Source organism: Pseudomonas sp. BTN1, assembly GCF_001907715.1.
Lineage (GTDB): Bacteria > Pseudomonadota > Gammaproteobacteria > Pseudomonadales > Pseudomonadaceae > Aquipseudomonas > Aquipseudomonas paracarnis.
The window spans coordinates 20,206-38,922 of sequence record NZ_MPBM01000051.1; the positions used below are offsets into that span (position 1 = coordinate 20,206).

At 59.2% G+C, this 18,717-nt stretch carries 15 protein-coding genes; all 15 read right to left on the bottom strand.

The features are described from left to right. Positions 1-56: 56 nt before the first annotated feature. The 15 genes from ispD to bamA all read right to left on the bottom strand — a co-directional run bounded on the left by ispD (position 57) and on the right by bamA (position 18,662). On the bottom strand, positions 57-764 hold the full coding sequence (gene ispD / locus BMH52_RS23845; RefSeq protein WP_014717241.1) for a 2-C-methyl-D-erythritol 4-phosphate cytidylyltransferase: 708 nt from the start codon (positions 762-764) through the stop codon (positions 57-59). Next, complete coding sequence (gene ftsB / locus BMH52_RS23850) at positions 761-1,039, bottom strand: cell division protein FtsB (RefSeq protein ID WP_003189195.1); 279 nt, start codon at positions 1,037-1,039, stop codon at positions 761-763. Before ftsB ends, ispD begins: the two co-directional genes overlap by 4 nt. A 171-nt stretch (positions 1,040-1,210) precedes the next feature. Further along, the gene (gene eno / locus BMH52_RS23855; RefSeq protein WP_003189193.1) at positions 1,211-2,500 is read right to left on the bottom strand and encodes a phosphopyruvate hydratase; all 1,290 of its coding nucleotides are present in this window, start codon (positions 2,498-2,500) and stop codon (positions 1,211-1,213) included. 157 nt (positions 2,501-2,657) lie between these two features. Next, complete coding sequence (kdsA, locus tag BMH52_RS23860; RefSeq protein WP_003189190.1) at positions 2,658-3,503, bottom strand: 3-deoxy-8-phosphooctulonate synthase; 846 nt, start codon at positions 3,501-3,503, stop codon at positions 2,658-2,660. A gap of 5 nt (positions 3,504-3,508) precedes the next feature. After that, positions 3,509-5,140 carry a CTP synthase gene (locus BMH52_RS23865; RefSeq protein ID WP_003189189.1) on the bottom strand — a complete coding sequence of 544 codons (1,632 nt, stop codon included), beginning with the start codon at positions 5,138-5,140 and terminating at the stop codon, positions 3,509-3,511. 273 nt (positions 5,141-5,413) lie between these two features. Beyond that, positions 5,414-6,733, bottom strand: coding sequence for a tRNA lysidine(34) synthetase TilS (gene tilS / locus BMH52_RS23870; protein ID WP_073845265.1), 1,320 nt, complete (start codon positions 6,731-6,733; stop codon positions 5,414-5,416). Positions 6,734-6,895: 162 nt separating this feature from the next. Next, positions 6,896-7,843: an acetyl-CoA carboxylase carboxyltransferase subunit alpha gene (locus BMH52_RS23875; protein ID WP_003189182.1), complete on the bottom strand. Its 948-nt coding sequence runs from the start codon at positions 7,841-7,843 to the stop codon at positions 6,896-6,898. A gap of 129 nt (positions 7,844-7,972) precedes the next feature. Beyond that, entirely contained in the window at positions 7,973-11,494 is a 3,522-nt protein-coding gene (gene dnaE / locus BMH52_RS23880; protein WP_003189180.1) for a DNA polymerase III subunit alpha, read from the bottom strand. 76 nt (positions 11,495-11,570) lie between these two features. Further along, positions 11,571-12,197: a ribonuclease HII gene (gene rnhB / locus BMH52_RS23885; RefSeq protein ID WP_161793220.1), complete on the bottom strand. Its 627-nt coding sequence runs from the start codon at positions 12,195-12,197 to the stop codon at positions 11,571-11,573. 2 nt (positions 12,198-12,199) lie between these two features. Continuing rightward, a complete protein-coding gene (gene lpxB / locus BMH52_RS23890) occupies positions 12,200-13,339 on the bottom strand; it encodes a lipid-A-disaccharide synthase (RefSeq protein WP_073845267.1) in 1,140 nt (379 codons plus the stop codon). A 2-nt stretch (positions 13,340-13,341) separates the two neighbouring features. Next, positions 13,342-14,118, bottom strand: a complete 777-nt coding sequence (lpxA, locus tag BMH52_RS23895; protein ID WP_073845269.1) for an acyl-ACP--UDP-N-acetylglucosamine O-acyltransferase — start codon at positions 14,116-14,118, stop codon at positions 13,342-13,344. Next, positions 14,115-14,555 (bottom strand): 3-hydroxyacyl-ACP dehydratase FabZ, encoded by a 441-nt coding sequence (fabZ, locus tag BMH52_RS23900; protein ID WP_003172281.1) that lies wholly within the window; start codon positions 14,553-14,555, stop codon positions 14,115-14,117. The genes lpxA and fabZ overlap by 4 nt, the downstream gene beginning before the upstream one ends. Positions 14,556-14,666: 111 nt before the next feature. Then, positions 14,667-15,722 carry a UDP-3-O-(3-hydroxymyristoyl)glucosamine N-acyltransferase gene (gene lpxD, locus BMH52_RS23905; protein ID WP_020300967.1) on the bottom strand — a complete coding sequence of 352 codons (1,056 nt, stop codon included), beginning with the start codon at positions 15,720-15,722 and terminating at the stop codon, positions 14,667-14,669. Between the two features lie 3 nt (positions 15,723-15,725). Beyond that, positions 15,726-16,229: an OmpH family outer membrane protein gene (locus BMH52_RS23910; protein ID WP_003189173.1), complete on the bottom strand. Its 504-nt coding sequence runs from the start codon at positions 16,227-16,229 to the stop codon at positions 15,726-15,728. Positions 16,230-16,274: 45 nt separating this feature from the next. Further along, the gene (bamA, locus tag BMH52_RS23915) at positions 16,275-18,662 is read right to left on the bottom strand and encodes an outer membrane protein assembly factor BamA (protein WP_014717234.1); all 2,388 of its coding nucleotides are present in this window, start codon (positions 18,660-18,662) and stop codon (positions 16,275-16,277) included. Positions 18,663-18,717 lie beyond the last annotated feature (55 nt).

Here is an 18,717-nt window from a genome sequence, read left to right on the forward strand (position 1 = left end):
AGCGATCAAATGTGGGAGCTGGCTTGCCTGCGATGAAGCAGACCCGGTCTGACGGGTTACCGCCGGTTAGCCCAGCGCAACTTCAACCACTCCAGGTCTTCCGGCCGAGTCACCTTGATATTGTCCGAACGCCCTTCGATCAGGCGCGGCGCCTGCCCGGACCATTCCATGGCCGACGCTTCATCGGTGATCACCGCATCGGCCACCAGGCTGTCGGCCAAGGCGCGATGCAAGGCGCCCAGGCGGAACATCTGCGGCGTGTAAGCCTGCCAGATCAGGCTGCGATCAACGGTATCCACCACACGGCCATGCTTGTCGACACGCTTGAGGGTGTCGCGCGCCGGCACCGCCAGCAGGCCGCCTACCGGATCGTCAGCCAGTTCCGCCAACAATTTGTCGAGGTCATCACGGCTCAGGTTAGGCCGCGCAGCGTCGTGCACCAACACCCAGTCGTCATCACTGGCGCCCAGGGCGTTGAGTTGCAGCAGCGCATTGAGTACCGAGCCGGAACGTTCCGAGCCCCCGTCGGCACGCTGTATACGCGGGTCAGTGGCGCATGCCAAGGTGGGCCAATAAGGATCGTCAATTGCAAGACTGACCACCAGGCCCTTGAGGCGTGGGTGGTCGAGAAAACAGCCGAGGCTGTGTTCGAGAATAGTGCGCCCGCCCAGTTGCAGGTACTGCTTGGGACGGTCTGCGGCCATACGGGCACCGACGCCCGCGGCAGGAATCACGGCCCAGAAGGCCGGTAAATCGTGGCTCATTGGGCCAACTGGTAGAGGGTCTCGCCCTCCTTGACCATGCCCAACTCATGACGAGCCCGCTCTTCAACGGTCTCCGTGCCTTTTTTCAGCTCAAGCACTTCAGCGTCCAGGACACGGTTGCGCTCCAGCAGGCGTTCGTTTTCGGCACGCTGGTCGGCAATTTGCTGGGTCAGTTCTTCCACCTGCGCAAAGCTGCCATTACCGACCCATAGGCGGTACTGCAGGCCAGCCAGCAACAAGAGCAAGACGAGGAACAACCAATTGGGACTGCGCATCGAAATCCGGGTATCCAGTTAAAAAAGACAGTTATGCAAACCTTTTGCAGCAACTGATAGCACAAAGCCTGGAAAAACCAGGCTTGCGCTTGTCAGTCAGCAGATTAGCGCCGAAATTCACATTTTCGTGAGATTTCTGACGCTATCTGCCGACTTTTTACCATTTACTGCTTAGCCGCGAAACTCGCCACGACCGTTGTACTTGGCTTTACCTGCCAATTGCTCTTCGATGCGCAGCAATTGGTTGTACTTGGACACGCGATCGGAACGGCACAGGGAACCGGTCTTGATCTGGCCCGCCGAAGTACCCACGGCCAGGTCGGCAATGGTGGAATCTTCGGTTTCGCCGGAGCGATGGGAGATCACGGCGGTGTAGCCCGCGGCCTTGGCCATCTGGATGGCTTCCAGGGTTTCGGTCAGGGTGCCGATCTGGTTGAACTTGATCAGGATCGAGTTGGCGATCTTCTTGTCGATGCCTTCTTTCAGGATCTTGGTGTTGGTCACGAACAGGTCGTCACCCACCAGCTGGATTTTTTCGCCGATCTTGTCGGTGAGGATTTTCCAGCCATCCCAGTCGGACTCGTCCAGGCCGTCTTCGATCGAGATGATCGGGTAGCGCTGGGTCAGGCCTTTGAGGTATTCAGCGAAGCCTTCGGAGTTGAACACCTGGCCTTCGCCGGACAGGTTGTACTTGCCGTCTTCATAGAATTCGCTGGCGGCGCAGTCCAGGGCCAGGGTCACGTCGGTGCCCAGCTTGTAGCCAGCGTTGGCCACGGCTTCGGAGATGACTTTCAGTGCATCTTCGTTGGAGGCCAGGTTCGGCGCGAAACCACCTTCGTCACCCACGGCAGTGCTCAGGCCACGAGCCTTCAGTACAGCCTTGAGGTGATGGAAAATCTCGGTACCCATGCGCAGGCCTTCGGAGAAGGACTTGGCGCCAACCGGCTGTACCATGAATTCCTGGATGTCGACGTTGTTATCTGCGTGCTCGCCACCGTTGATGATGTTCATCATCGGCACCGGCATCGAGTAGACGCCCGGTGTGCCATTCAGATTGGCAATGTGTGCGTACAACGGCAGGTCCTGGTCCTGCGCAGCCGCCTTGGCAGCTGCCAGGGACACCGCGAGGATGGCGTTGGCGCCGAGGCTGCCTTTGTTTTCAGTGCCGTCGAGCTTGATCATCGCGTGGTCCAGGGCTTTCTGGTCCAGCGGGTCCTTGCCCAGCAACAGGTCACGAATCGGACCGTTGATGTTGGCTACAGCCTTGAGTACACCCTTGCCCAGGTAACGGCTCTTGTCGCCATCACGCAGTTCCAGCGCTTCGCGCGAACCGGTGGAAGCACCGGACGGCGCGCAGGCGCTGCCGATGATGCCGTTATCGAGAAGCACGTCGGCTTCGACGGTGGGGTTGCCACGGGAGTCGAGAACTTCACGACCTTTGATGTCGACGATTTTTGCCATTGTTGTAAACACTCCAAAGTTGACGAAAACGACGCAGCTGAAGGAAATCTTTTGACCGACCGCAAGGGTGGAACAACGGGGCAGGCTTGCAGACGACAAGGCTCAGGCCCGGGGGCCTGAGCGTAAAGCGTGGGAAATTCTACCGGAGAAATGCCAGTTACGCGGTCTCTACCGTCGGAAAACTCTTGACCAGCTCGTCCAACTGCTTGAGTTGGGCCAGGAATGGCTCCAGCTTGTCCAGGCGCAGGGCGCATGGGCCATCACATTTGGCGTTGTCCGGGTCCGGGTGAGCTTCAAGGAACAGGCCCGCCAGGGACTGGCTCATGCCCGCCTTGGCCAGGTCCGTCACCTGGGCACGTCGCCCGCCAGCGGAGTCCGAACGACCACCGGGCATTTGCAGCGCGTGGGTCACGTCGAAGAACACGGGGTATTCGAACTGTTTCATGATGCCGAAACCGAGCATGTCCACCACGAGGTTGTTGTAGCCGAAGCTCGAACCCCGCTCGCAGAGGATCAACTGGTCGTTACCCGCTTCCACGCATTTGCTCAGGATGTGTTTCATCTCCTGAGGAGCGAGGAATTGGGCTTTCTTGATGTTGATCACAGCGCCGGTCTTGGCCATGGCGACCACGAGGTCGGTCTGGCGCGACAGGAAGGCCGGCAACTGGATGATGTCGCACACCTCGGCGACCACGGCAGCCTGCTCAGGCTCGTGGACGTCGGTGATGATCGGCACGCCGAAGGCTTGCTTGATGTCCTGGAAGATCCGCATGCCTTCTTCAAGGCCCGGGCCGCGATAGGAGGTCACGGACGAACGGTTGGCCTTGTCGAAGCTGGCCTTGAAGACGTAAGGGATACCCAGTTTCTGGGTGACCCGCACGTACTCCTCACACACCTGCATCGCCATGTCGCGGCTTTCCAGCACGTTCATGCCGCCGAACAGCACCATGGGCTTGTCGTTGGCAATCTCGATGTCGCCTACGCGAATGATCTTCTGGGCCATCAGGTTTACGCCTTCTTCTGATGTTGCGTCAGTGCTGCTTTGACGAAACCACTGAACAACGGGTGACCGTCGCGCGGCGTCGAGGTGAACTCCGGGTGGAACTGACACGCCACGAACCACGGATGATCCGGTGCCTCGACCACTTCAACCAGCTTGCCATCACCGGAGCGGCCGGAGATTTTCAGGCCAGCTTCTTTGATCTGCGGCAGCAGGTTGTTGTTCACTTCATAGCGGTGGCGGTGACGCTCGACGATCACGTCCTTGCCGTAGCAGTCGTGTACCAGCGAGCCAGCTTCCAGCAGGCAATCCTGTGCACCCAGGCGCATGGTGCCGCCCAGGTCGGACGTTTCGGTACGGGTTTCAACGGCGCCAGTGGCGTCTTCCCACTCGGTGATCAGACCCACGACCGGATGGCCGCTGCTGTGATCGAACTCGGTAGAGTTGGCGTCTTTCCAGCCCAGCACGTTACGGGCGAACTCGATAACGGCCACTTGCATGCCCAGGCAGATACCCAGGTACGGCACCTTGTTTTCACGGGCGTACTGCACGGCAGTGATCTTGCCTTCCACACCACGCAGGCCGAAACCGCCGGGAACGAGGATAGCGTCAACACCTTCGAGCAGCGCAGTGCCCTGGTTCTCGATGTCTTCGGAGTCGATGTAGCGCAGGTTGACCTTGGTACGGTTGCTGATACCGGCGTGGCTCATGGCTTCGATCAGCGACTTGTACGCGTCCAGCAGTTCCATGTATTTGCCGACCATGGCGATGGTGACTTCATGCTCTGGGTTGAGCTTGGCGTCGACAACCGCTTCCCACTCGGACAGGTCTGCACCGCCGCACTGCAAGCCGAAACGCTCGACCACAAAATCATCCAGGCCTTGCGAATGCAGGATGCCCGGGATCTTGTAGATGGTGTCGGCGTCTTCCAGGGCAATCACCGCACGTTCTTCAACGTTGGTGAACTGCGCAATCTTGCGGCGCGAGGAAATATCGATCGGGTGATCGGAGCGGCATACCAGCACATCCGGCTGCAGGCCGATGGAACGCAGTTCCTTGACCGAGTGCTGGGTAGGCTTGGTTTTGGTTTCGCCGGCAGTGGCGATGTACGGCACCAATGTCAGGTGCATCAGCATCGCGCGCTTGGCGCCGACTTCGAAACGCAACTGGCGGATGGCCTCGAGGAACGGTTGGGACTCGATGTCACCCACGGTGCCACCGATCTCGACCATGGCCACGTCGGCATCGCCTGCACCCTTGATGATGCGGCGCTTGATTTCGTCGGTGATGTGCGGGATCACCTGGATGGTTGCACCCAGGTAGTCACCACGGCGCTCTTTGCGCAACACGTGCTCGTAGACACGGCCGGTGGTGAAGTTGTTGTTCTGGGTCATGGTCGTGCGGATGAACCGCTCGTAGTGGCCCAGGTCCAGGTCGGTCTCGGCGCCGTCGTGGGTGACGAACACTTCACCGTGCTGGAACGGGCTCATGGTGCCCGGGTCGACGTTGATGTACGGGTCCAGCTTGAGCATGGTGACCTTAAGTCCCCGCGCCTCCAGGATGGCCGCCAATGAAGCGGAGGCAATGCCTTTCCCCAATGAAGAAACAACACCGCCCGTGACGAATATGTAGCGCGTCATGAAAAACCCTAGAAGTCTGCGTTAAAGCGGTCCGAGCCGCCGGGGAAAGCGAAGGAAGGCCGAAGCCCCCGATCACCTGCATTAATCACAGTGCACCTTTCAAAAAAACCGCCGCGTTGTGACAGACCAGCAATGAAACACCGGTACGTTGATCGCTACACATTTTTTGGAATCGCCCAGCAAAGACTGCTTGGTAATCGGCAACGACTGCGATTCAGGCGAATCCACAGAAGTTGTATCAAGAAGGGAGCGTAGTCTACCGGAAAGGCGCTATCAGCTCAAACCTTGATCGCAGGTCTGTGGCAACCAATCCAATTGCACCTCACCCATCGACCGGGCCCATGCCCCCGCAACGCTTGGCACAGCCAGCAATTGCTCGCCCCGATAGACCAGCGGCAATCTGCCACGGACGAAGCCCGGCATGCCGCTTTCATTCAGCAGACGCTTGAGATCGCGCCGGCCTCGGCCCGGTACGTCGATGATTTCGCCACCCTGGCGATAACGCACCTGCAGCGGGCCTTCGGGGGCCTTGCCGATAAATCTCAGTTGACCATTGCCCGTTAACTCTAGTGGATTTTGCGGATCGGGCCAGCTCACCGATGCGTCGGAAAACTCCGACCATGTTGTGGGCAACCACCAGATGCGTTCACCGCTACGCTGCATTTGGCCGTCGGCCAGGCGCCACAGAGGCTGTGCGTCACGCTTGGCATCGCGCAGGGCATGCCAACCGGCCCAGTGATCGCTGTCGGGTAAACGGGTCAGTGGCATGAGCCAATGCCGCAGGGCGTTACGCTGGCGGGCATCGGACAATTCACGCAATGGTTCAAGCGCCAGGGACTGCAGAGGCAACCAGGGAAACGCAGAAGGCTGATCGGCGCGCTGCAGGTCCATCAGCGCCAATTCGTCGAGCAGCCCCTGAGCCTCAGCCATGTGTTCAGCCGTGCGAGCCAGGTGGGTGATCGCCTGGGGCCAGCGCTCCGTCACGGCAGGGAGTACACGGTGACGCAAGTAATTGCGGGAAAACCGGGAATCAACGTTGGAGGGGTCTTCGATCCACTGCAACTGATGCTGATGGGCGTAGGCTTCCAGCTCGCTACGGGTGCACGCCAGCAACGGCCGCACCAAGCGGCCTTGGGCCAACGGGCGATGCTCAGGCATAGCCGCCAACCCTCGCACACCGGCGCCACGCAGCAGGCGAAACAGCAGGGTTTCGGCTTGATCGTCGCGATGCTGGCCAGTGAAAAGCACCTCCCCTGCCTCCATGACTTGCATGAACGCTTGGTAGCGCGCCTCGCGGGCCGCGCGTTCAAGGCTCGCACCGGGACTGACCTGCACGCGCATGACGCGCAAAGGTACGCCCAGGGCGTCGCAGACCGATTGGCAATGAGCAGGCCATGCATCGGCAGCAGCTTGCAGACCATGGTGGACATGAACGGCGCTGAGGGGCGGTAATGTTTCGGATCTTGCCAGGGTGGCCAGAAGATGCAGCAGCACGGCGGAATCGAGCCCACCGGAGAAAGCGATATGCCATGCCGGGGCGTTGCGCCAGGGGGACAGGGCTTGCAGGAATTTGGCGGATAAGCTGGGCGTCATGACAAAGTACCGCCATTCATCTGGAATGAAATAAACCAGCCTGCACAAAACAAATGTGGGAGCGGGCTTGCTCGCGAATGCGGTGTATCAGACACATATTCAGTGACTGACACTCCGCATTCGCGAGCAAGCCCGCTCCCACATTTTAGTACTAAGTCGCTCTTAGAGGCCGTAGCTCATCAGGCGCTCATAACGACGAGCCAGCAGCGCTTCGTTATCCAGCTTCTTGAGCATCGCCAGTTGCGAACCCAACTCGGCACGGATGGTCGCAGCGGCGGCAGCCGGGTCACGGTGGGCGCCGCCCAGTGGCTCGGCGATGACCTTGTCCACGATACCCAGGCCTTTGAGGCGATCGGCGGTGATGCCCATGGCTTCGGCAGCGTCCGGCGCCTTTTCGGCGGTTTTCCACAGGATCGAGGCACAACCTTCCGGCGAGATCACCGCGTAGGTCGAGTACTGCAACATGTTCAATTGGTCGCAGACACCAATGGCCAGGGCACCGCCGGAACCACCTTCACCGATCACGGTGGCAATGATCGGGGTTTTCAGGCGCGCCATGACGCGCAGGTTCCAGGCAATCGCTTCGCTCTGGTTGCGCTCTTCGGCGTCGATACCCGGGTAGGCACCCGGCGTGTCGATGAAGGTCAGGATCGGCATCTTGAAGCGCTCGGCCATTTCCATCAGGCGGCACGCCTTGCGATAGCCTTCCGGGCGCGGCATGCCGAAGTTGCGGCGTACTTTCTCGCGCACTTCACGGCCTTTCTGATGACCGATCACCATAACCGGCTGATCGTCCAGGCGAGCGATACCGCCCACAATGGCCGCGTCGTCGGAGAAGTGACGGTCGCCGTGCAACTCGTCGAACTCGGTGAAGATGTGTTCGATGTAGTCCAGGGTGTAGGGACGGCGCGGGTGGCGAGCCAGGCGCGCGATCTGCCAGCTGGTCAGCTTGCCGAAGATGTCTTCGGTGAGCGTGCTGCTCTTGTCTTGCAGGCGAGCGATTTCATCACCGATGTTCAGCGAATTGTCATTGCCGACCAGGCGCAGCTCTTCGATCTTGGCTTGCAGGTCAGCGATCGGCTGTTCGAAATCAAGAAAATTCGGGTTCATAAGCGTCCGTCTTGGGTCGACGGCCAAGGGGTGCCTGGCCAGCCGGTTGTCTATTCGCGCCCTACCTTAAGGGAGAGGCGCGTTTAGGTCGAGATTAAATGTTTAGTCGAGATCAGATCTATCTGACCGTCAACGGTATTGGAGGAAGACGTTGTCTCGCCCGAACTGGTCACGCAAAGCTTGAATCAAGCCATCAGCGGGATCAATTCGCCACGTCTCACCAAACTGCAACATGGCCTTGGCATCGCTGCCGGTGTACTCCATGGTCACCGGGCATGCGCCACGATGGCGTTTTAGCAGATCACCCAACCAGCGTAGCTGATCGCCTTTAAGCGCTTCGGTTTTGACCTTCAGGCGCAGGCTTTCGGCCAGGTTGGTGCGAGCGTCTTCCATGCTCATCACGCGCTTGATGCGCAGGCGCAGGCCACCGGAGAAGTCATCATTGCTGACCTCCCCTTCCACCACCACCATGGCGTCGGTCTGCAACAGCGATTGGGCGGAGTGAAACGCGTCGGCAAACAATGACGCTTCGATGCGGCCCGAGCGGTCATCGAGGGTGATGAAGCCCATCTTGTCGCCCTTCTTATTTTTCATCACCCGCAGGGCGATGATCATACCGGCGACGGTCTGGGTATCCCGCGCCGGTTTGAGGTCGATGATGCGCTGACGGGCAAAACGGCGGATTTCGCCTTCGTACTCGTCAATCGGGTGACCGGTGAGGTACAGGCCCAAGGTGTCTTTTTCACCCTTGAGGCGTTCCTTCAGAGTCAGCTCCTTGGCCTTGCGGTGATTCGCGTAGACATCCGCATCCTCTTCGACGAACAGCCCGCCAAACAGGTCGGCGTGGCCGCTGTCATGGGTACGAGCGGTCTGCTCGGCGGCCTTGATCGCCTCTTCCATGGCGGTCAGCAGCACCGCCCGGTTACGATCGATATTGGCCTGGTAAGCCTTGGGCTCATCATGAAAATACGGGCCAAGACGGTCGAGTGCGCCGCTGCGGATCAGGCCATCGAGGGTACGTTTGTTGATGCGCTTGAGATCCACCCGCGCGCAGAAATCGAACAGGTCCTTGAACGGCCCGTCCTGACGCGCTTCGGTAATGGCCTCCACCGGGCCCTCGCCCACGCCTTTGATCGCGCCGAGGCCATAGATGATGCGGCCTTCGTCGTTCACCGTGAACTTGAACTCCGAAGCGTTCACGTCCGGCGCGTCGAGGCGCAGCTTCATGGTGCGCACTTCCTCGATCAAGGTCACGACCTTGTCGGTGTTGTGCATATCCGCCGAGAGTACCGCCGCCATGAACGGTGCCGGGTAGTGGGCTTTCAACCAGGCGGTCTGGTACGACACCAGGCCATAGGCGGCGGAGTGGGATTTGTTGAAGCCATAACCGGCGAATTTTTCTACCAGGTCGAAGATGTTACCGGCCAGGTCGGCATCGATGTTGTTGGTGGCGCAACCTTCAATGAAACCGCCGCGCTGCTTGGCCATTTCCTCGGGCTTTTTCTTACCCATGGCGCGACGCAGCATGTCCGCACCGCCGAGGGTGTAGCCGGCCATCACCTGGGCGATCTGCATCACCTGTTCTTGGTACAGGATGATGCCGTAGGTCGGCGCCAGTACGGGCTTGAGGCCCTCGTACTGGTAGTCGGAGTGCGGGTAAGCCAGCTCGGCGCGGCCGTGTTTACGGTTGATGAAGTCATCCACCATGCCCGATTGCAGCGGGCCCGGACGGAACAGGGCCACCAGTGCGATCAAGTCTTCCAGGCAGTCGGGCTTGAGCTTTTTGATCAGCTCCTTCATGCCCCGGGATTCAAGCTGGAACACCGCCGTGGTTTCGGCTTTTTGCAGCAGGCTATAGGTCGGTTTGTCGTCCAGCGGGATAAACGCGATATCCAGCGGTTCTTCGCCGACCTTGGCACGGTCGCGGTTGATGGTCTTGAGTGCCCAGTCGATGATCGTCAGGGTCCGCAGGCCGAGGAAGTCGAACTTCACCAGGCCGGCGGCCTCCACGTCGTCCTTGTCGAACTGGGTGACCAGGCCGTCGCCTTCTTCATCGCAATAGATCGGCGAAAAGTCGGTGAGCTTGGTCGGCGCAATAACCACGCCACCAGCGTGTTTACCGACGTTACGCACCACGCCTTCGAGCTTGCGCGCCATGTCCCAGATTTCGGCGGCTTCTTCATCGACCTTGATGAAGTCGCGCAGGATTTCTTCCTGCTCGTAGGCTTTTTCCAGGGTCATGCCGACTTCGAACGGGATCATCTTCGACAGGCGGTCCGCCAAACCGTAGGACTTGCCCTGCACCCGCGCCACGTCGCGGATTACCGCTTTGGCGGCCATGGAGCCGAAGGTGATGATCTGACTCACCGCGTTGCGGCCATATTTTTCGGCCACGTACTCAATCACGCGGTCACGGCCATCCATGCAGAAGTCGACGTCGAAGTCGGGCATGGAAACCCGTTCCGGGTTCAGGAACCGTTCGAACAGCAGGTCATATTCAAGCGGGTCAAGGTCGGTGATCTTCTGTACGTAGGCCACCAGCGAGCCAGCACCTGACCCCCGGCCAGGGCCTACCGGTACACCGTTGTTTTTTGCCCACTGGATAAAGTCCATTACGATCAGGAAGTAACCGGGGAATCCCATCTGGATAATGATATCCAGCTCGAAATTCAACCGATCGACATACACCTGGCGCTTGGCTTCGTAGTCCTCGGTGGTGTCCTTGGGCAGCAGAACACTAAGGCGTTCTTCCAGACCATCGAACGACACTTTGCGGAAATACTCATCGATGGTCATGCCATCGGGTATCGGGAAGTTGGGCAAAAAGTGCTTGCCCAGCTTCACTTCAATATTGCAGCGCTTGGCGATCTCGACGGAGTTTTCCAGGGCCTCGGGCAAGTCGCTGAACAGCTCCGCCATTTCCTCGGCGCTTTTGAGGTACTGCTCTTCGCTGTAGTTCTTCGAGCGGCGCGGGTCATCCAGGGCCCGGCCTTCACCGATGCACACGCGGGTTTCGTGGGCTTCGAAGTCTTCTTTCTTGATAAAGCGCACATCGTTGGTCGCCACCAGCGGCGCACCCAGCTTATCGGCCAGGGCGACGGCAGCGTGCAGATGCTCTTCATCGTTGGGACGGTTGGTGCGCTGGACTTCCAGGTAGAACCGGCCTGGGAACACCTGCATCCACTCACGCGCCAGCACTTCGGCTTCCTGAGGGTTGCCGCCCAGCAGCGCGATACCGATTTCGCCCTCTTTGGCCGCCGAGAGCATGATCAGGCCTTCGCTGGCTTCGGCCACCCACTCGCGCTCGATGATGATTGAGCCGTTACGCTGGCCATCGATAAAGCCACGGGAGATCAGTTCGGTGAGGTTGCGATAACCCACGCCGTTCATCGCCAGCAGGCTGATGCGGCTCAGGGGGTTATCCGGGTCTTTGTTGGACAGCCAGAGGTCGGCGCCGCAGATCGGCTTGATGCCGGCGCCCATGGCGTTCTTGTAGAACTTGACCAGGGAACACATGTTGTTCTGGTCGGTAACCGCGACCGCAGGCATGTTCATGCCCACCAGGGTTTTGACCAGCGGTTTGATCCGTACCAGGCCGTCGACCAGGGAGTACTCAGTGTGCAGGCGTAGATGAACGAATGAAGCCGGCATAGTGATCCTGTCTTGATACATGAAAACAACAAGGCCCGGATTGTACCGGGCCTGGGTAAAAACATCAGCCTTGCTGCTAAACCTCGATCAGGCTTTCACGGGCCTCATAAGCCTGGCGCACCGGGGCAAACGAGCGGCGATGGATCGGGGTGGGGCCGAGCCGAGCCAGAGCTTCCAGATGAACGGGGGTCGGGTAGCCTTTATGGCCACCAATGCCGTAGCCGGGATAGATCAATTCGAACGCGGCCATTTCACGGTCGCGGCTGACCTTGGCCAGGATCGAGGCAGCCGCAATGGCCGGAACCTTGCTATCGCCCTTGACCACCGCTTCGGACGGCATTGTCAGTTTAGGGCAGCGGTTACCGTCGATCATCGCCATTTTCGGGGTGATGTGCAGCCCTTCCACAGCACGCTGCATCGCCAGCATGGTGGCGTGCAGGATATTCAGCTCGTCGATTTCTTCGACTTCAGCCCGGGCGATATGCCAGCTCAGGGCTTTTTCACAGATTTCGTCATAGAGTTTTTCGCGACGGGCTTCGGTGAGCTTCTTCGAATCGTTGAGCCCCAGGATCGGGCGGTTCGGATCAAGGATCACCGCCGCCGTAACCACTGCGCCACAGAGCGGACCGCGCCCGACTTCGTCAACACCCGCCACCAGTTCGTGGGCCTGGGCAACGAGGCTGAAATCCAGGCCCATTTGCATGGTCATAAGGCTTCCTGTTTATGGCCGATCAAGGTCAACACGGCGTCGGCCGCCTGGTTCGAGGCATCACGGCGTAACGTGCGGTGAATATCGTCGAAACCACGGGTCTGCTCTTCGCCGCCGTCGATCAAGGGTAGTAGGGTTTGCGCAAGCGCGTCGGGCGTTGCATCGTCCTGCAACAACTCCGGCACCAGCAGGCGCTGGGCCAACAGGTTGGGCAAGGAAATGTAAGGGCTCTTGACCATGCGCTTGAGAATCCAGAAGGTCAGTGGCGCCAGGCGATAGGCCACGACCATCGGCCGCTTGTACAGCAAGGCCTCAAGCGTGGCGGTGCCCGAGGCGATCAACACCGCATCGCAGGCTGCCAGGGCCAGGTGGGACTGGCCATCGAGCAGCGTCAACGGCAGGCTGCGACCTTCCAGCAGGGTTTCGATCTGGGCACGGCGTTGTGGGCTGGCACAGGGCAGTACAAAGCGGATCCCCGGCTTTTGCGCCTGGAGACGTTCGGCGGCATCAAAAAACAGCGCTCCCAAACGTCCTACCTCGCCGCCACGGCTCCCTGGCATCAACGCAACCAAGGGGCCATCGGGCAAGCCCAGCTCGGCACGCGCAGCCGCACGATCAGCTTGCAAGGGAATGGCGTCAGCCAGGGTGTGGCCGACAAACCGCACCGGCACGCCCTTCTCTTCGTAGAACCGGGCTTCGAATGGCAGCAAGGTCAGCATCAGGTCGCAGCCTTCGCGGATTTTCAACACACGCTTCTGGCGCCACGCCCACACGGATGGGCTGACGTAGTGCACGGTCTTGATCCCGGCCTGGCGCAACTTGAGTTCGATATTGAGCGTGAAATCCGGCGCATCGATGCCGATAAAGACGTCAGGCTGTTCTTCGATCAGTGTCTTGATCAACAGCTTGCGGCGAGCCAGCAGCTCACGCAGGCGCCCCAAGACTTCCACCAGCCCCATGACCGACAGGCGCTCCATGGGGAAGTAGGAGGTCAGGCCTTCGGCCTGCATCAACGGGCCACCGACCCCGATAAATTCCACCGCCGGATGCTGGGCCTTGAGCGCCCGCATCAAGCCGGCACCCAGGATATCGCCGGAAGCTTCACCGGCCACGAGCGCAATACGCAGAGTGGCCATGATCAGCGAGTGATGCCGCGAGTCGAGGTCTGGATGGAGTCACGGAACACCGCGACTTCCGAGAACTGCGTGGCAGGCTCGGCCAACTCGGCCAAGGCCTGTTCCACGGTCAACCCTTGGCGGTAAACCGTCTTGTAGGCACGGCGCAAGGCGTGGATGGCCTCTTCACTGAAACCGCGACGACGCATGCCTTCAAAATTCATGCTACGGGCTTCGGCAGGGTTGCCGAATACCGTCACGAACGCCGGGACATCCTTGCCGATGGCGGTGCCCATGCCGGAAAAGCTGTGGGCGCCGATATGGCAATACTGATGCACCAGGGTAAAACCGGAGAGGATCGCCCAGTCATCAACGTGCACATGGCCTGCCAACGCAGTGTTGTTGACCAGAATACAATGGTTGCCGATCACGCTGTCATGGCCGATGTGCGCATAGGCCATGACCAGATTGTGATCACCCAAGGTGGTTTCGGCGCGATCCTGCACGGTGCCGCGGTGAATGGTGACGCCTTCACGAATGATGTTGTGGTCACCGATGACCAGGCGTGTTTCTTCACCCTTGTACTTCATGTCCGGGGTGTCTTCGCCTACCGAGGAAAACTGGTAGATACGATTGTGTTTGCCAATTCGGGTGGGACCCTTGAGGATCACGTGCGGCCCGATGACAGTCCCCTCGCCGATTTCCACACCTGCGCCGACGATCGACCAAGGGCCGACCTCAACGTCGGCGGCCAGTACGGCCGACGGATCGATGATTGCGCGAGGGTCAATCAAACTCATAGTTTGCGTTCCGCACAGATGATCTCGGCAGAGCACACCGGCTTGCCATCTACCGAGGCCTGGCATTCAAACTTCCAGATCTGGCGTTTGCAACTGATGAACTTGGCTTCCAGGATCAACTGGTCACCCGGGGTGACCGGGTTGCGAAAACGCAGCTTGTCCGAACCCACGAAATAGTAAAGCGTGCCGTCGGCAGGCTTGAGGTCGAGCATTTTGAAACCAAGGATACCGGCAGCCTGGGCCATGGCTTCGATGATCAACACACCTGGCATGATTGGATGCGCAGGAAAGTGACCATTGAAGAATGGTTCGTTGATGCTGACATTCTTGTAGGCACGAATGCGCTTTTCCTCGACGTTGAGGTCCACTACGCGGTCCACCAGCAGGAACGGGTAACGGTGAGGCAGGTATTCGCGAATCTCGTTGATGTCCATCATTTCGGGGGGAAGCCTGTAATAAAGATTGGGGGCGGGCGCACCAGGCGCACGCCCCGCTAGCAAATCAAGGAGGCCGTCTAGCGGCCGCGCACACTTGATATGGAAATGGTATCAGCCTTCTGATGAAGCATTACCGCCAGGGGTCACGTCCCCGACACGCTTTTCAAGCTGTTTGATACGTCGTGCCATGTCGTCGATCTTCCTCAAACGCGCGGCACTCTTGCGCCATTCGGCCGCAGGTTGCATCGCGGTACCGGATGAATAGGCCCCTGGCTCTGTGATCGAGTGGGTCACCATGGTCATGCCGGTGATGAAGACGTTGTCGCAAATGTCGATATGCCCCACCAGCCCCACGCCACCGGCGAGCATGCAATGCTTGCCGATCTTGGTGCTGCCGGAAATACCCACGCAGGCGGCCATGGCGGTGTGATCGCCAATCTGTACGTTGTGAGCGATCTGGATCTGGTTATCGAGCTTCACACCGTTACCGATCACGGTATCGGCCAAGGCTCCGCGATCCACAGCAGTGTTCACACCGATCTCCACATCGTCGCCGATCAGTACGCCACCGACCTGGGCAATCTTGTGCCAGACACCTTTGGAGTTGGCAAAGCCAAAGCCTTCGCCGCCGATAACAGCACCGGACTGTATGACCACACGTTGACCAATACGCACATCGTGGTAGAGAGTCACGCGGGGGGCTAGCCAACCATCGGCACCAATTTCACAGCGTGCACCGATAAAGCAGTGGGCACCCACGGTGACACCAGCACCAATACGCACCCCGCTCTCGATCACGGCAAACGCACCGATGCTGGCGGCAGGGTCAACCTGGGCATCCTCGGCGATCACGGCAGACGGGTGAATACCGCCAGCCGCCTTCGGCTTGGGATCGAACAGGTGCGACGCCTTGGCGTACGACAGGTACGGGTCGGCCACCACCAGCGCATCCCCGGTAAACCCTTCGGCGTCAGCGGCCTTCAGCAACACGGCTGCGGCCTGGCAGTCGACCAGGTATTTACGGTATTGAGGATTTGCGAGGAAGCTCAACTGAGCTGGGCCAGCCTCCTGCAAGGTGGCTAGCCCAGTGATTTCTTTCTCCTTGGAGCCACGTAAGGTGGCCCCCAGGAACTCGGCCAACTCGCCGAGCTTGATAGTCGCTGTCATGGTTTACTTCAGCTGGTTCATGCGCTCGATCACCTGGCGGGTGATGTCGTATTGAGGCTTGACGTCGATCACGGCGCCACGCTCGAACACCAGGTCAAAGGCACCCTTCTTGATGACTTCTTCCACAGCGCTGTCCAATTTAGGCTTGAGCTGCTTGAGCATTTCGCGGTCGGCCACAGCCTTGGCTTCGTTCAGCTCCTTGGATTGGAACTGGTAGTCACGGGCCTTTTGCTTGAATTCAAGCTCCAGACGCTCGCGCTCACCTTGCTGCATCTTGTCGCCACCGGCTACCAGGCGGTCCTGGATACCCTTGGCGCTGCTTTCCAGCGTCTTGAGCTTGGTCAGTTGCGGACCGAATTTCTTCTCGGCATCCACGGCGTATCGCTTGGCCGCATCGGACTCCAGCAGGGCCATCTGATAGTTCAGGACCGCGATTTTCATTTCGGCGAAGGCCGGGGTGGTGACCAGCACAGTGGCCAGCAAGACCAATTGAGTCAACTTACGCACGATGTACTCCTACAGAATCCGTTGTCGTTATCTTAGGTCAGACGCTTAGAACGTCTGGCCGAGGGAGAATTGGAAAATCTGGGTTTCAGCGTTATCCGGTTTCTTGATCGGCATGGCCAGAGCAAAGCTCAACGGGCCCAGCGCAGTCACCCAGGTCACACCCACGCCCACGGAGCTCGCCAGGTTGCTGAGGCTTACGTCGTTGCACTGAGTGTTGGACTTCAAGCCACTTGGGTTCTTGATCTGTTCGCACTTGGAGTCGAACACGTTACCCACGTCCCAGAAGACCGAAGTACGCAGGGAACGCTGGTCCTTGACGAACGGCAGCGGGAACAGAATCTCCGCACCACCCTGGATCAACACGTTACCACCGAATGGCAGCGGGTCGTTGTCCGAGTCAGCGACAGTGCCCTGGTTACCAGTCCGGTCAACACCGCGGCTTGGCGTACCACGCGGACCCAAGGTGCTGTCCTTGAAACCACGTACCGAATTGAAACCACCTGCATAGTAGTTTTCATAGAACGGCAAGCCATCGGTCGAACCATAACCGTCGCCATAGCCCAGCTCTGTGTGCAGGCGCATGGTGTAGTTATCGCTCAACGGCTGGAACAACTGGCCGCGGTAGTCGAGCTTGAAGAACGACAGGTCGCTGCCCGGCGTGGTGACTTCCGCAGTCAGGCTCTGGGAGTGGCCGCGGGTTGCCAGTACGCCTTTGTTCAGGGTCGACTCGGACCAACCGGCAGACGCCTTGAAGTTCAGGAACTTGTCGCCTTCACGACGGGTGAAGTCGAAGATTTCGTCCACGGTGTACACACCGGTCTTGATCTCATCCTGCTGGGCGGTAAGGCCAAAGGTCAGGCGCGAGGTTTCGCTGATCGGGTAACCCACGTTGACACCAGCACCCAGGCTGTCGATCGCATAGCTTGCAACGTCAACATCGAGGTCTTTGTAGTCGGTGGTGCGGTAGAAGGCGTTGTAGCCCAGGCTCACACCGTCTGCAGTCCAGTAGGGGTCGGTGTAGCCGAAGTTGTATCGGCTCTGGTATTCGCTGCGGGTCAGGCCGATGGACACACGGTTACCGGTACCCAGGAAGTTGTTCTGCGTGATGGAACCACCCAGGATCAAACCGGCGCTCTGGGCGAAACCGACACTGGCAGTGATCGAACCCGAGGCTTGTTCTTCAACGGCGTAGTTCACGTCAACCTGGTCATCCACACCCGGTACGGCCGGGGTTTCGACGTTGACTTCCTTGAAGAAGCCCAGGCGCTCAAGACGGGTCTTGGATTGGTCGATCAGGTAGGTCGAAGCCCAGCCACCTTCCATCTGACGCATTTCACGACGCAGCACTTCGTCCGCAGACTTGGTGTTGCCTCGGAAGTTGATGCGGTTGACGTAGGCACGCTTGCCCGGATCGACGACGAAGGTGATGTCCACGGTGTGGTCTTCATCATTCGGGGTCGGCACGCCGTTGACGTTGGCGAAGGTATAGCCTTCGTTACCCAGGCGGCGGGTGATCAGCTCAGAGGTAGTGGTCATCAGCTTGCGCGAGAACACCTGGTCCTTCTGCACCAGCAACAGGGACTTGACCTGGTCTTCAGGCACTTTCAGGTCACCGCTGAGCTTGACGTCACGAACCTTGTACTTCTCACCTTCGTTGACGTTGACGGTAATGTAGACGTGCTTCTTGTCCGGGGTGATGGACACCTGGGTCGAAGCGATGTCCATGTTGATGTAGCCACGGTCCAGGTAGTAGGAGCGCAGGCGTTCCAGGTCACCGGAGAGTTTTTCACGGGCGTACTTGTCATCGTTCTTGAAGAACGACAACCAGTTGGTGGTCTTGAGTTCGAACAGGTCGACCAGGTCTTCATCAGGGAACTTGGTGTTGCCCACGACGTTGATGTGCTGGATGGCGGCCACGGTGCCTTCGTTGATGTTGACCTTCAGGCCCACACGGTTACGAGGCTGGGGGATCACTTCGGTTTCCACGGTCGCGGAGTAGCGGCCCTGGGCGACGTACTGGCGTTGCAACTCGTTACGCACACCCTCAAGGGTTGCGCGCTGGAAGATCTCGCCCTCGGCCAGGCCCGATTGCTTCAGGCCCTTCATCAGGTCTTCAGTGGAGATGGCCTTGTTACCTTCGATCGCGATACTCGCGACGGAAGGTCGCTCGACGACCGTGATGACCAGGACGTTACCTTCGCGACCCAGTTGGATATCTTGAAAGAACCCGGTTTTGAACAGCGCACGAGTGGATTCCACCAGGCGACGATCATCCGCCTGTTCCCCGACGTTCAACGGCAAGGCACCAAAGACGCTACCCGCGGAAACCCGCTGGAGGCCGTTGACGCGAATATCGGAGATGGTGAAGGACTCGGCGTGAACTTCGGCGATCATCAATACGGTGAGAACCGCAGTTAGCAGCAGACGTTTCATGAAGTCCTTTCTTATTCCAACTGGCAATAAACAAACTGCCGCAAAATGCGGCAGA